The 13,217-nt window shown below is 55.8% G+C and carries 13 protein-coding genes; 7 read left to right on the plus strand and 6 right to left on the minus strand.

Annotated features, from left to right (window positions below):
• Nucleotides 1-7: 7 nt before the first annotated feature.
• The 5 genes from HYX42_RS01790 to HYX42_RS01810 all read right to left on the minus strand — a co-directional run bounded on the left by HYX42_RS01790 (nucleotide 8) and on the right by HYX42_RS01810 (nucleotide 2,865).
• The gene (locus tag HYX42_RS01790; RefSeq protein ID WP_293398885.1) at nucleotides 8-430 is read right to left on the minus strand and encodes a diacylglycerol kinase; all 423 of its coding nucleotides are present in this window, start codon (nucleotides 428-430) and stop codon (nucleotides 8-10) included.
• Nucleotides 431-483: 53 nt separating this feature from the next.
• Nucleotides 484-1,002 (minus strand): RDD family protein, encoded by a 519-nt coding sequence (locus tag HYX42_RS01795; protein WP_293398887.1) that lies wholly within the window; start codon nucleotides 1,000-1,002, stop codon nucleotides 484-486.
• A 107-nt stretch (nucleotides 1,003-1,109) separates the two neighbouring features.
• Nucleotides 1,110-1,610, minus strand: a complete 501-nt coding sequence (locus HYX42_RS01800) for a DUF3106 domain-containing protein (RefSeq protein WP_293398888.1) — start codon at nucleotides 1,608-1,610, stop codon at nucleotides 1,110-1,112.
• 263 nt (nucleotides 1,611-1,873) lie between these two features.
• Complete coding sequence (locus HYX42_RS01805; RefSeq protein WP_293398889.1) at nucleotides 1,874-2,302, minus strand: DUF3619 family protein; 429 nt, start codon at nucleotides 2,300-2,302, stop codon at nucleotides 1,874-1,876.
• Nucleotides 2,299-2,865: an RNA polymerase sigma factor gene (locus HYX42_RS01810; RefSeq protein WP_293398891.1), complete on the minus strand. Its 567-nt coding sequence runs from the start codon at nucleotides 2,863-2,865 to the stop codon at nucleotides 2,299-2,301. Before HYX42_RS01810 ends, HYX42_RS01805 begins: the two co-directional genes overlap by 4 nt.
• Nucleotides 2,866-3,150: 285 nt before the next feature.
• Here HYX42_RS01810 and HYX42_RS01815 point away from each other — a divergent pair, with 285 nt between their 5' ends.
• The 7 genes from HYX42_RS01815 (at nucleotide 3,151) to HYX42_RS01845 (ending at nucleotide 12,349) form a co-directional block, all read left to right on the plus strand.
• A complete protein-coding gene (locus tag HYX42_RS01815; protein ID WP_293398893.1) occupies nucleotides 3,151-4,941 on the plus strand; it encodes an acetolactate synthase 3 catalytic subunit in 1,791 nt (596 codons plus the stop codon).
• A gap of 107 nt (nucleotides 4,942-5,048) precedes the next feature.
• A complete protein-coding gene (ilvN, locus tag HYX42_RS01820; protein WP_293398895.1) occupies nucleotides 5,049-5,540 on the plus strand; it encodes an acetolactate synthase small subunit in 492 nt (163 codons plus the stop codon).
• A gap of 138 nt (nucleotides 5,541-5,678) precedes the next feature.
• Nucleotides 5,679-6,695 carry a ketol-acid reductoisomerase gene (ilvC, locus tag HYX42_RS01825; RefSeq protein WP_293398897.1) on the plus strand — a complete coding sequence of 339 codons (1,017 nt, stop codon included), beginning with the start codon at nucleotides 5,679-5,681 and terminating at the stop codon, nucleotides 6,693-6,695.
• Between the two features lie 171 nt (nucleotides 6,696-6,866).
• Nucleotides 6,867-7,679 (plus strand): CDP-diacylglycerol--serine O-phosphatidyltransferase, encoded by an 813-nt coding sequence (gene pssA / locus HYX42_RS01830; protein ID WP_293398899.1) that lies wholly within the window; start codon nucleotides 6,867-6,869, stop codon nucleotides 7,677-7,679.
• Between the two features lie 177 nt (nucleotides 7,680-7,856).
• A complete protein-coding gene (leuA, locus tag HYX42_RS01835; RefSeq protein ID WP_293398901.1) occupies nucleotides 7,857-9,569 on the plus strand; it encodes a 2-isopropylmalate synthase in 1,713 nt (570 codons plus the stop codon).
• Nucleotides 9,554-11,092: a 2-isopropylmalate synthase gene (locus tag HYX42_RS01840; RefSeq protein ID WP_293398903.1), complete on the plus strand. Its 1,539-nt coding sequence runs from the start codon at nucleotides 9,554-9,556 to the stop codon at nucleotides 11,090-11,092. Before leuA ends, HYX42_RS01840 begins: the two co-directional genes overlap by 16 nt.
• Before the next feature lie 201 nt (nucleotides 11,093-11,293).
• Complete coding sequence (locus tag HYX42_RS01845) at nucleotides 11,294-12,349, plus strand: serine hydrolase (RefSeq protein WP_293398904.1); 1,056 nt, start codon at nucleotides 11,294-11,296, stop codon at nucleotides 12,347-12,349.
• 61 nt (nucleotides 12,350-12,410) lie between these two features.
• Here HYX42_RS01845 and HYX42_RS01850 read toward each other — a convergent pair whose 3' ends face one another.
• Nucleotides 12,411-13,190 (minus strand): IclR family transcriptional regulator, encoded by a 780-nt coding sequence (locus HYX42_RS01850; protein WP_293398906.1) that lies wholly within the window; start codon nucleotides 13,188-13,190, stop codon nucleotides 12,411-12,413.
• Nucleotides 13,191-13,217: the final 27 nt, after the last annotated feature.

Genomic DNA, 13,217 nt, shown 5'->3' on the forward strand with positions numbered 1-13,217 from the left:
GGTTTGTTTATCCCGGGAGTTTGTGGAGCAGGGCCATCGACCAGGTTCCTGCGCAGAGTATCAGGCTGAGCAGCACGGCGGCACTGCCCATGTCTTTGGCCCGTTTGGAGAGGTCATGCCATTCGGGACCTATGCGGTCGATGGCTGTCTCTATGCCCGTGTTCAGCAACTCGACAATCATGATGAGAATGACGGTGCCTGCAAGCATGGCGGTTTCCATCCAGGTGTTTCCCAGCCAGAAGGCGGCGGGAAGGAGCACCGCGGAGGCCAGCAGTTCCTGCCTGAAGGCCGTTTCGTGCCAGCCCGCACGCAGCCCGGCTACCGAATAGCCCAACGCATGCCATAGACGGCTCATGCCTTTGCGGTGTTTTTGGGGATTGGCGTCGGATGCCTGCAGAGGCGATGCGGGATGAGGGGGTTGTTCAAACATGCCGATATTCTGCGGGCGTATTGTTGCAGCTTGATGTTATGTGTATGTGTGTATCAAGCGGCCTTTTCTGTCTTGCGCCGGCTTTTTCGGGATCGTTCCGGTGCTGTCCAGGTGACCAGTTGTGTGCCCGCCCATGCGTCGTGCCAGAACTGTTTTTGAGCCTGAAACCGGGCAAGTACGGCCCAGACGCCCACCCAACCTAGCGCAAGCACAGCTGCTTCAGTGCCCGGAAGCCCCAAAAACCAGCTGATGCCAAGGGGCGGCAAAAACCAGATCCAGCTGAGTACATAGCGGAGCAGGGCGCGCTTTTGTGTGATGGGCGCGCCGCTCTTGTCGACCACGCGGATATCCCAGGTTTTCATGGCCAGGGTCTGGCCTTTGGCCCAAAACCATACGAAGTAGATGCCAAAAACCACGAACAGGAAAGCCTGCAGGGCATGACGATTGTCGAGAGCATTGCGTGTCTGGCTCAGGGTGCTGAAAAGATAGCCGGCTATGAAGACAACGCCGAACATCAGCAGACCCTCATAAACCCAGCACGCCATGCGTCGGGGTAGGGATGGTACGGACAAAGTATTCACTCGGGTGTAAGGGCAGGTTAAGCGATACGGTGCGGCGGCTTGTTGGCTGCGTGCGATTGTGCACTTTCCGGCCACTCAGGGGCCGTGCCGCGAATACGTCAGCGCTGGACAGCTGTCGCCGGGCCTGCCGTGGCCGGCACGCTGACGATGGCTTGGGCTGGCGCCATTTTAGGGGCAGTTTTTGTGCCGCCCGGTGGTACCGCTGCCAGTTTCTGAGGGGCAACGGGCTTCACAGCCGTAGCCGCACCCGCCGGTCGGGCGCTTGCCTTGGCTGCCAGTTTTTGTTTTTCTTCAGGGCTAAGGGCCTGGTATGTCTGCCACTTGGCTTTTTTCTCTTCAGGCGTCAGCTGTTTCGACAGCTCTTTTGTTTTGGCGAAATTCAGCCGGGCTTCAGCGCGCTGCTGCGGGCTCAGTGCCACCCACTCGTTCATGCGGCTGTGCATGGTGGCCTGTCCCTCGGGGGGGAGCGAGTGGTAATTTTTTGAAATTTCCAGCCATTTGCGCTTCTGCGGTTCGCTGATGCTGTTCCAGCTTGCAGCCAGGGGTTTAAGCGTCTGTTGTTGCAACGCCGTGAGTTCAGCCCATGAAGGCCTGGACACAACTGGTGCCGCTGCAGTTTTGACTGCTGGGGCGCTTGCCTTGCTGCCCAGAGCCGTACTGGCCGTCGTTAGCGGTTTTGCTGCTTGTTGCTGGGCAAGAGCAGGCATGCATAAGCATGCAGATAGAAAAAATGCCAGGGACAACAGGGTTGCCTTTGTCAATTTTTCACCCGGAAAGGATCGAACAGAAGTGAGTTCGGTTGTCGTTGAAGTGGGGGTAAGTGCAGCCAGCGCGATCATTTGGTCAATCGGGATGGCAAGGCCTAGCGGGTGGCTTTCAAAAACTGGACGAACCCGGGGTCTGCAAAAGCGGCGGGCGGAAGTTCGTCTGTCAGCAGTGCAGCATCGACTTCAGCAACCTCCTGGGCGCGGTTGTCATTCTGGATCGAATTGATGGTCAAAAGACCTACAACCAGAGCCAGCAAAGGCACTACGGAGCCAATGCGTGACCACCAGTTGAGTCCATCATCCGAGCCCCAGCCCATCACTGCGCTGCCACCCGACATGGCAACAACGCCGGCTGTCTGGGTGCGTGCGACCTTGCGTTTTGCAACCGCCTGTACGCGGGCAGCACGCAGGCGCTCGGAAATATCGTATGGGAGGTCAGCCGTCCCTGCGGACAGGTAGGAGGTGGCTTTGAGTGCAAAGCGGTCCTGGAGGATGTCAGCGCGATTTTGTAGTGAATTCGTCATAGTTTTATCCCTTTGGCACCCAGTGCCTTACTGAGAGCCAGGACAGCGCGTGAACAGTGTGTTTTGACGCTGCCCTCAGAGCAGCCCATGGCAGCAGCAGTTTCAGCGACGTCCATCTCCTCCCAGTAACGCATCAGAAACGCTTCCCGTTGACGGCCCGGCAACTGTTTTACTTCCTCTTCGATTTCCCGCAAGATCTGCGCCCGTTCAGTGGCATCCTGGGCGCTTTCTGTTCCCTCTGATCCGGTTTGGGCCTCCAAAGTTTCCAGAATATCGAAATCTCCGTCATCTCCGGCAGATTCGAAGTCGCTCATATTGGAGAAAATCGCATTTCTGGTCTTGCGGCGGCGAAACCAGTCCAGCGTAGTGTTTGACAGAATCCGCTGGAAAAGCATGGGCAACTCTGACGCGGGCTTGTCGCCATAGCTGTGCGCCAGCTTCATCATGCTGTCCTGGACGATGTCCAAAGCAGCTTCTTCGTCCCGAACATGGTAGATGCTTCGCTTGAAAGCCCGTTTTTCAACGCTTTTCAGGAAGTCAGAAAGTTCTTGTTCAGTTGCCAACGGTAGGGGAGTCCGGTTTTGTCCAGCGCTGTAGTTATTGTGGTGCTTTAGCCAAAATTATCGCATCGCAGTGCGCCATGAGGGCCGGATTTTGCGCTGTTGCGGTGATTGAGCAACATGAAATGTCATAATACGGGTCTGCAATTCAAACGGCAAACGGGTCATGGCTCGGCGGTTTATGTTTCCGCTCATGGTTTTGGCCTCAAGTCTTGACGCAGCCCCACAAAGGCAGGCGAAGAGGCACCCAAGGTATTTCGTTAGAGAAATTCACAAAGGTTCATCATCATGGAAATCTCCAGGGCGGAAATCACTTCCGCAGCAGCAGCGTCTGCAAATTCAACGTCGTCGACCGGATCGCAGGAACTGCGCGGGGCCGAAATCCTTGTCAAATCCCTGCAGGCAGAGGGTGTGAAGTACATATGGGGTTACCCAGGCGGTGCGGTACTTCACATATACGATGCCTTTTACAAACAGGATTCAATCCAGCACGTTCTGGTGCGCCACGAACAGGCTGCGGTACATGCGGCCGATGGATACGCGCGCGCTACCGGCGATGTCGGCGTGGCGCTGGTGACCTCGGGTCCCGGTGTGACCAATGCGATTACAGGTATCGCGACGGCCTACATGGACAGCATTCCAATGGTCATCATCACTGGGCAGGTGCCAGTGGCAGCCATAGGCCTTGACGCATTTCAGGAATGCGACACAGTAGGCATCACGAGACCCATCGTCAAGCACAACTTTCTGGTGAAAGACGTGCGGCACATGGCGGAGGTCATGAAAAAGGCCTTCCACATTGCCAGGAGCGGCCGGCCAGGGCCGGTGGTTGTAGACATTCCGAAAGATGTCTCGTTCAACAAGACGGCTTACACGGGCTACCCGCAGAGCGTTGAAATGCGCTCATACAACCCTGTGCGCAAGGGTCACGGTGGGCAGATTCGAAAAGCCCTGCAGCTGCTGATGACTGCCAAGCGGCCGTACATCTACACAGGCGGCGGTGTCTTGTTGAGTAATGCCTCGCAGGAGTTGCGTACGCTGGTCGACATGCTCGGTTATCCGTGCACGAATACCCTGATGGGCCTCGGCGCCTATCCGGCCAGTGACAGCAAATTTCTGGGCATGCTGGGCATGCATGGAACGGTTGAGGCCAACAACGCCATGCAGAACTGCGATGTTTTGCTGGCCGTGGGCGCACGTTTTGATGATCGTGTAATCGGCAACCCGAAACACTTTGCGCAGAACGAGAGAAAGATCATCCATATCGACATTGATCCTTCGAGCATTTCAAAGCGCGTGAAGGTCGACATTCCCATCGTTGGCGACGTCAAGGATGTGTTGAACGAGCTGATCTCCATGATCAAGGAATCCGGGACGAAGCCCGACTCAAATTCCCTTGGTGCATGGTGGGACACGATTGAAGGCTGGCGCAAGCGTGATTGCATGAAGTACAGCATGGGCAAGGGTGATGTCATCAAGCCGCAGTATGTTGTGGAGACGCTCTGCAAGATGACAAAAGACACCGATACCTACATCACCTCTGACGTCGGTCAGCACCAGATGTGGGCGGCGCAGTATTACAAGTTCGAAGAGCCGCGTCGCTGGATCAATTCGGGCGGTCTGGGCACCATGGGCGTCGGCCTGCCTTATGCAATGGGCATCAAGCTGGCCAAGCCGGACGCTGAGGTTTTCTGCATTACCGGGGAAGGCTCCATCCAGATGTGTATCCAGGAGCTTTCTACATGCCTGCAATACAACACGCCAGTCAAAATCGTGTCGCTGAACAACCGCTATCTGGGCATGGTTCGTCAGTGGCAAGAGCTCGACTACGAGGGCCGCTACAGCCACAGCTACATGGATGCACTGCCTAACTTCGTGAAGCTCGCCGAGGCGTATGGCCACGTGGGCATGCTGATCGAAAAGCCGGAAGATGTCGAACCGGCGCTGCGGGAGGCCCGCAAGCTCAAGGACAGGACTGTCTTCATGGACTTCCGTACCGACCCCACCGAAAATGTCTTTCCAATGGTGCAAGCCGGCAAGGGCATCAACGAGATGCTGTTGGGGTCTGAGGACCTCTGAGCTCTATCCGCAACATCCATTCAATCTCCGTCACCTGACGAATCTATTGCCTGCCAAGCCTGCGCATTACCGTGCGCAGGGGAGGGCAGCGAAAAGAGGAATCTTCTATGAAACACATCATTGCAGTTTTACTGGAAAACGAGCCTGGTGCTCTTTCCCGGGTCGTGGGCCTGTTTTCTGCCCGTGGCTATAACATTGAAAGCCTGACGGTCGCTCCGACGGAAGACCCGACGCTGTCGCGAATGACGATCCAGACGAGTGGATCCGACGACGTGATAGAGCAAATCACCAAGCACCTGAACCGCCTGATTGAAGTGGTCAAGGTCGTTGACCTGACAGAAGGTTCATACACCGAGCGCGAGCTCATGATGGTCAAGGTCCGCGCGGTTGGCAAGGAGCGCGAGGAGATGAAGCGCATGGCTGATATATTCCGCGGGCGGATCATCGATGTGACTGAAAAAAGTTACACCATTGAGCTGACCGGCGACCAGTCAAAAAACGATGCTTTCCTTGAAGCAATTGACCGCAGCGCCATTCTGGAAACTGTCAGGACCGGTTCCAGCGGGATCGGCCGCGGAGAGCGAATCCTCAGAGTCTGATTTTCAGTTGTCCGTGCGCGCGTTTCGACAGGCTCAACGCGAACGGATTGGAAGAGTGGCGATAAGTGTTTGCCGTTCGCCCTGAGCCTGTCATGGGGCATTTCGCCAGAACCTTTTTTGAATTATCCGGAGAGAAAAATGAAAGTTTATTACGACAAAGATTGCGACCTGAGCCTGATCAAGGGCAAGACAGTGGCCATCATCGGTTACGGCAGCCAGGGTCATGCGCATGCACAGAACCTGAACGACAGCGGCGTCAAGGTCCTCGTCGGCCTGCGCAAGGGTGGTGCATCGTGGGACAAGGTCGGCAAGGCCGGCCTGACCGTGATGGAAGTCAATGATGCCGTGAAAGCTGCGGATGTCGTGATGATTTTGTTGCCTGATGAACAGATCGGCGAGGTGTACACCAACAACGTCGCTCCAAACATCAAGCAGGGTGCCTCGCTCGCGTTTGCCCATGGTTTTAACGTTCATTACAACCAGGTCACGCCACGTGGCGACCTCGACGTCTGGATGGTAGCGCCCAAGGCCCCGGGTCATACCGTGCGTAACACCTACACGCAAGGCGGTGGTGTGCCACACCTGGTTGCCGTGCATCAGGACAAGACCGGCAAGGCCCGTGATTTGGCCCTGAGCTACGCCATGGCCAATGGCGGCGGCAAGGCCGGCATCATTGAAACGAATTTCAAGGAAGAAACCGAGACTGATCTGTTTGGAGAGCAGGCCGTTCTTTGCGGTGGTGCCGTTGAACTTATCAAGATGGGTTATGAGACATTGGTGGAAGCTGGCTACGCCCCTGAAATGGCCTACTTCGAGTGTCTGCATGAGCTCAAGCTGATCGTGGACCTGATCTACGAAGGCGGCATTGCGAACATGAACTACTCGATCTCCAACAACGCGGAGTATGGCGAGTACGTCACCGGACCTGAAGTCATCAACGACCAGTCCCGTGCAGCCATGCGTGCGGCGCTGAAGCGCGTTCAAAGTGGTGAATACGCCAAGATGTTCATCCTGGAAGGCCGTACCGGCTACCCGAGCATGACTGCTCGTCGTCGCCTCACAGCCGAGCATTCCATTGAAAAAGTGGGTAGCCAGCTGCGAGCCATGATGCCCTGGATTGCGAAAAACAAGCTGGTTGACCAGACCCGCAACTAGTCATATCGCGGGTTTTGTCCTGCAAAAAGCCGCGCAGCCCTCCTGCGCGGCTTTTTTAATGCCCTTGCAACAATCAAACATGCGGTTTGTTATCCTTGGATGCGTCAGCCTTTGTTTACTATCAATTCGATAGCATATTGCGCGCACAAAGTTTGAATCGGGAGTACTTTTATGCATGATGGTCATGAAGCCAGTCCAGCGTCCGAAGAGGTCGTTGTGCGCAAGCGCCGCAAAGGCATATACATACTGCCCAATCTGTTTACCCTGGCCGCGCTGTTTGGCGGTTTTTACGCGATCGTCATGGCCATGAATGGCCGTTTCGACCAGGCTGCCATCGGTGTCTTCTGCGCCATGGTGCTTGACAGCCTGGACGGCCGCATTGCGCGCATGACCAACACGCAAAGTGCCTTTGGCGAGCAAATGGACTCTCTATCGGACATGGTGTCGTTTGGTGCGGCGCCTGCGCTCATTGCATATGTGTGGGCATTGACCAGCCTGGGGCGCTGGGGCTGGATTGGCGCATTTGTTTATTGCGCCTGTGCAGCCTTGCGTCTTGCGCGCTTTAACGTCAACACCGGCGTGGTGGATAAAAGATTCTTCCAGGGCTTGCCCTCTCCGGCCGCCGCCGCGCTGGTCGCAGGGTTTATCTGGCTCATGACGGATGCGGGGATTGCGGGTTCGGAGGTGCGCTGGGTGACCTTCGCCCTGACCCTGTATGCCGGCCTCACCATGGTCACCAACGTGCCGTTTTACAGTTTTAAGGACATCAGCATGAAACGCAGCGTTCCGTTTGCCGTTATTGTGTTGATAGCACTGGGCATAGCCGTGATCAATATTCACCCGCCGACGGTGATGTTTGGCCTGTTCATCCTGTATGGCCTGTCCGGTTATGTGGTGTATGGCTACAGAAAAGCCAAGGGTTTGCAAACCAGCGTGATCTCTACTTCAACCGATGAACCGGACGAGCGTGGACTTCACAAATAATTGTGATAGTATTTAAGGCATGAACAAGATTTCGCTAGCACTACTGCTATCTGCCAACGGGCGGAGACGGTAGCGCACGCGTTCACCAGATTCAACGGCCCGTATGCACCAGCAGCGGGCCGTTTTTCTTTGGGCTGCTGGTTTCTTTCCACCACCCAGCCACTGAGAGACAAGATCATGTTGAAAAATCCATCCAGCAAATATCGTGCATTTGCGCCAGTGCACCTTGCAGACCGTATATGGCCTGATGCGGTGCTGACCCGGGCTCCCGTGTGGTGCAGCGTGGATCTGCGCGATGGCAATCAGGCGCTGATAGAGCCTATGGATATCCCGCGCAAGCTCAAGATGTTCAAAGCCCTTGTGGAGATTGGCTTCAAGGAAATCGAAGTCGGTTTCCCGTCTGCCTCGCAGGTCGAGTTTGATTTTCTCCGCAAACTGATTGATGACGGGCTGGTACCTGATGATGTCACCATACAGGTGCTGACCCAGGCCCGCGAACCGCTCATCCGCCGCACATTTGAGGCGCTGCAGGGCGCACGGCGAGTGATCGTCCATTTGTATAACGCCACCGCGCCGGTTATGCGAAAAGTGGTGCTGGGCCTCGACGAAGATGGCATTGTTGGACTTGCAACCAGCCAGGCGCGGCTTTTCAACGAATTGGCTGCCGGGCAGCCTGAAACACAATGGACTTTCGAGTATTCACCAGAGATGTTTTCGGGGACTGAACTGGCTTTTTCCAAGCGTGTGGTTGATGCAGTCACGGACGTTTGGCAGGCGACACCCCGTAAAAAATGTATCGTAAACCTGCCATCGACGGTGGAGCACTCAACGCCCAATATCTTCGCCGACATGATCGAGTGGATGCATCGCAACCTTGCACGCCGTGATTCCATCGTGTTGTCTGTCCATCCCCACAATGACCGCGGTACCGGCACTGCTGCTGGCGAGTTTGCAGTCATGGCTGGCGCTGACCGCCTTGAAGGCTGTCTCTTTGGCAACGGCGAACGGACTGGCAACCTTGACCTGGTCAACGTTGCCCTCAATCTTTACACCCAGGGTGTAGACCCCCAGCTGGACTTCTCTGACATTGATGAAATCCGGCGCACGGTGGAGCATTGCAATCAGTTGCCCGTACATCCCCGCCATCCCTATGCCGGCGATCTTGTCTACACCTCGTTTTCCGGCTCTCACCAGGACGCCATTAAGAAGGCCCTTGCAGCCCGCAAGGATGGCGACATATGGGATATGCCCTATCTGCCGGTTGACCCGAAAGATCTCGGACGCAGTTATGAAGCCGTCATCCGCGTCAACAGCCAGTCTGGCAAAGGGGGAATCTCCTACCTGCTCGAAAGTGAATACGGCCTTGAGCTCCCGCGTCGCCTGCAGATTGAGTTCAGCCAGGTCGTCCAGGCGGTGATGGATACCACGGGCAAGGAACTGACGGCGCAGGACCTGCATGACCTGTTTGAGCGCGAATATGGCGTGAGCACAACGCAAACACCGGCTCACCAGATTGGGACCTCCAGCGCGTCGCCGGACAAACCGGTCACACTGACGGCAGATGTGGATCTGGCCGGTCGCGCTGTCCGGATTCAGGGTTCCGGTACCGGTCCGATAGATGCATTTGTGGACGGCCTGGGCAAGGCCACTGGTGAGACGGTTCGCGTACTGGACTACCATGAACACGCCATTGGCTCTGGTGCCCATGTGCAGGCTGTGGCATATCTCGAACTGCGGGTCGGTCAGCAGACGGTTTTTGGCGTTGGGCGTGACGCAAATATCGTGTCCGCTTCATTGAAAGCTATTATTTCGGGCCTGCAGCGTGCCCAGCGCGCTGGCACAACAACACGTACCCCACAAACACAGGAGTCAGCATGTCCGACAAATTAATCATTTTTGACACGACCTTGCGTGACGGTGAGCAGTCTCCCGGCGCATCCATGACGCGTGATGAGAAACTCCGCATTGCCCGGCAACTGGAGCGTCTGAAGGTTGATGTGATTGAGGCCGGATTTGCCGCCAGTTCCAACGGCGATTTTGAGTGTGTCAAAGCGATCGCCGAAGCCATCAAGGAGTCCACCATCTGCTCACTGGCCCGAGCTAATGATCGTGATATCTCGCGTGCCACTGATGCCCTGAAGCCGGCAAGATCTGCCCGGCTTCACATCTTTCTTGCGACCAGTGCGCTGCACATGGAAAAGAAGCTGCGCATGACCCCCGATCAGGTCTTTGAGCAGGCCAAACAGTCTGTACGCTTTGCGCGCAACCTGCTGGATGACATCGAATTCAGCCCCGAAGATGGCTATCGTTCAGACCCGGACTTCCTGTGCCGTGTGCTTGAGTCGGTCATCGCAGAAGGTGCCACGACGATTAACGTGCCCGATACGGTTGGTTATGCGATTCCGGAGCTTTATGGCAATTTCATCAAGAATCTGCGGGAACGTATTCCCAACAGCGACAAGGCCGTATGGTCAGTGCATTGCCACAACGACCTCGGTATGGCCGTGGCCAATTCACTTGCCGGTGTCATGATCGGCGGTGCGCGCCAGGTGGAGTGCACGATCAACGGCCTCGGCGAGCGTGCCGGCAATTGTTCACTTGAAGAAATAGTGATGGCAGTCAAGACCCGCAAGGACTATTTCAATCTCTCCCTTGGCATCGATACCAAACACATTCTGGCCACGAGCCGCATGGTCAGCCAGACAACCGGTTTTGTCGTGCAGCCGAACAAGGCGGTGGTGGGGGCCAATGCTTTTGCCCATGCATCGGGCATTCATCAGGACGGCGTGCTCAAGGCTCGTGACACCTATGAAATCATGCGTGCCGAAGATGTAGGCTGGAGCGCCAACAAGATCGTGCTTGGCAAACTCAGCGGCCGCAATGCCTTCAAGCAGCGCCTGCAGGAACTCGGCGTTGCCATGGAAAGCGAAGCCGATGTCAACAGTGCCTTCATCAAGTTCAAGGACCTTGCCGATCGAAAGAGCGAGATATTTGACGAGGACATATTGGCGCTCGTCAGCGACGAAAGCATCAGCCACGACAACGAGCAATACAGTTTTGTTTCCCTGTCCCAGCACAGCGAAACCGGGGAGCGCCCCCAGGCGAGTGTTGTTTTTACTGTGCTCGGCAAGGAGGTTAGAGGCCAGTCGGATGGAAACGGACCGGTGGATGCGTCACTCAAGGCGATTGAGTCACACGTGAAAAGCGGTGCCGAAATGGTGCTTTATTCCGTCAATGCCATCAGCGGATCGACGGAAAGCCAGGGCGAAGTAACAGTCCGGTTACAAAATAGCGGGCGCGTTGTGAATGGCGTGGGCTCGGATCCCGACATTGTTGTGGCTTCCGCCAAAGCTTATCTCAGTGCTTTGAACAAGCTTCAAAGTAAAGCTGACAGGGTCGCTGCCCAGGGTTGAGTTACAAATTTTGAAAATTAAGCTTTTAAATTCAAGTACTTGGCGATATCTCATGCCAAAACCTATGGTCAGGTAGGCCAAATCCCACTCATTTGACCCAGTTTTTAGAAAAGTCACGCAAGTTTTTGATATTGCGTGACTTTTTCTATTTGTATACACTCCAGCCCATGCGTTTAATTGCAACTACCAACAGGGGCGCCCATGTCTAAATTCGTTTTTAGTCGCACATTTCAAGTTTTTGGCTTGGTGGCTCTGTTTGCGGCGCTGAGCTTGCCATCGCCAGGGCACGCAGCAACAAAACGTGGTGCCAAGAAGGTGCAGATTACAAAAGTTGCAAGCTCCAAGAAAGTTGTGACACCCCGTAAGACGGCGCGCTTTGTGGTCGGCGCGAAACGCGGATCTGTTATCAGGGTTTCTGCGCCGGCTGTGCCGTCTTATGGACAGATGGCGGGCCTTCATTCCGCGCAGGATCCACTGGACTTGAAGTCAAGCGTGGCGTTGGTGATTGACCAGGACACGCGTGAAGTCCTTTTCAGCAAGAATGACCGTGCCGTCCTTCCCATTGCATCCCTCACAAAGTTGATGACGGGCGTGATTGTCAGTGGTGCCAAGTTGCCGATGGACGAAGTCATCACGGTCACGCAGGATGATGTAGATACCGAAAAACACAGCAGTTCCCGATTGAAGGTGGGGACCTCGCTGACGCGTGGAGAACTGCTGCATCTTGCATTGATGTCCAGTGAAAATCGTGCTGCCCACGCCCTGGGCCGCACTTATCCCGGCGGCATGTCAGTGTTTGTGAGTCTCATGAATGCCAAAGCCAAGCTGCTGGGCATGAATGACACAAGCTATGCAGAGCCTACGGGGCTGTCCAGCCGCAATCAGTCGAGTGCCCAGGATCTGGCGACGCTTGTCGGCGCTGCCCACGGTGATCCCATGCTCCGCGAACTGACGACATCTCCCGGTTACCAGGTGGCGGTTGGAAGCCGTACCCTGCAGTACAACAATACCAACCGGCTGGTCAAAAATCCTGAATGGGATATCGGCCTCCAGAAAACCGGCTACATCTCCGAAGCTGGCCAGTGCCTTGTCATGCAGACCAAAATTGCGGGTCGCAAGCTGATCATGGTGTTCCTGGACTCCGCAGGTAAATTAAGCCGTCTCGGTGATGCCGAGCGTGTTCGTCGCTGGGTCGAGGCCAATCCGGTTGCGGGCAAGGTCAATCTCAGTGCGTCGGCCAAGCAGGTCAACGGCTGAAAAACAGGCCACGTCCCATTAAAAAACCGGCTGAGGCCGGTTTTTTTGTGTCCTGATCGCGCTATCGCGGTTTGTACCCCAGCGCGGTAGATATCTCGGCGGCGGTTGCCTGCAATTTCGGTAACCAGTGCTCGTCAAGCCGGTCTGCGGGCGCGGAAATCGACAGGCCCGCCACCAGATTGTTCTGGTCGTCATAGATGCCTGCAGCCATGCAGCGAACGCCCAGCTCAAGCTCTTCGTTGTCCCGGGCAATGCCGTATTGCCGCGCCTTGGAGAGTTCGCGTTCAAGCACCGGCAATTGCGTGATGCTGTTTTTTGTTTGCCCTGAAAGTCCGGTACGCGTTGCATAAGACCTCAGGCGCTGAGGATCGTCAAATGCGAGAAACAGCTTGCCGACCGATGTGAGGTGTAGCGGTGCCCGCCCACCAATGGCGCGCACGACCTGCATGCCCGAGCGTTCACTGAAGGCGCGCTCTACGTAAATGATTTCATCGCCCTGGCGCATGCTGAGGTTCACCGGCTGCTGCGTCAGCTTGTGCAGTTCACGCATGGGCGCCAGCGCAGCGTCGCGCACATTAAGCCTCGCCTTGACCAGATTTCCAAGTTCCAGCAGGCGCATCCCCAGGCGGTAATTTCCTGCAACCGGTCTATCAACAAACCGGCCTGTTGCGAGGTCGTTAAGTATGCGGTGCGCGGTGGACGGGTGGAGGCCGGATTTCTCGCTGATTTCCTTGAGCGACATCGCTTCTTCACGATGGGCCAGAATTTCCAGCAAGGTAAACATCCGCTCTATAACCTGGACGGTGGGGGTTGCAGGAAGTGCACTATCAGACTTTTTCATATGCAGGCTTTCTGCTTATGATTTTAT

The organism is Polaromonas sp. (genome assembly GCF_016185115.1).
GTDB lineage: Bacteria > Pseudomonadota > Gammaproteobacteria > Burkholderiales > Burkholderiaceae_C > Polaromonas.

Bases quoted from the DNA above. Each gene is read 5' to 3' on its own strand.
- HYX42_RS01815 (WP_293398893.1), top strand. From the start codon at position 3,151: ATGGAAATCTCCAGGGCGGAAATCACTTCCGCAGCAGCAGCGTCTGCA.
- leuA (WP_293398901.1), top strand. From the start codon at position 7,857: ATGTTGAAAAATCCATCCAGCAAATATCGTGCATTTGCGCCAGTGCAC.
- HYX42_RS01845 (WP_293398904.1), top strand. From the start codon at position 11,294: ATGTCTAAATTCGTTTTTAGTCGCACATTTCAAGTTTTTGGCTTGGTG.
- HYX42_RS01850 (WP_293398906.1), bottom strand. From the start codon at position 13,190: ATGAAAAAGTCTGATAGTGCACTTCCTGCAACCCCCACCGTCCAGGTT.
- ilvN (WP_293398895.1), top strand. From the start codon at position 5,049: ATGAAACACATCATTGCAGTTTTACTGGAAAACGAGCCTGGTGCTCTT.
- HYX42_RS01805 (WP_293398889.1), bottom strand. From the start codon at position 2,302: ATGACGAATTCACTACAAAATCGCGCTGACATCCTCCAGGACCGCTTT.
- HYX42_RS01840 (WP_293398903.1), top strand. From the start codon at position 9,554: ATGTCCGACAAATTAATCATTTTTGACACGACCTTGCGTGACGGTGAG.
- ilvC (WP_293398897.1), top strand. From the start codon at position 5,679: ATGAAAGTTTATTACGACAAAGATTGCGACCTGAGCCTGATCAAGGGC.
- HYX42_RS01790 (WP_293398885.1), bottom strand. From the start codon at position 430: ATGTTTGAACAACCCCCTCATCCCGCATCGCCTCTGCAGGCATCCGAC.
- pssA (WP_293398899.1), top strand. From the start codon at position 6,867: ATGCATGATGGTCATGAAGCCAGTCCAGCGTCCGAAGAGGTCGTTGTG.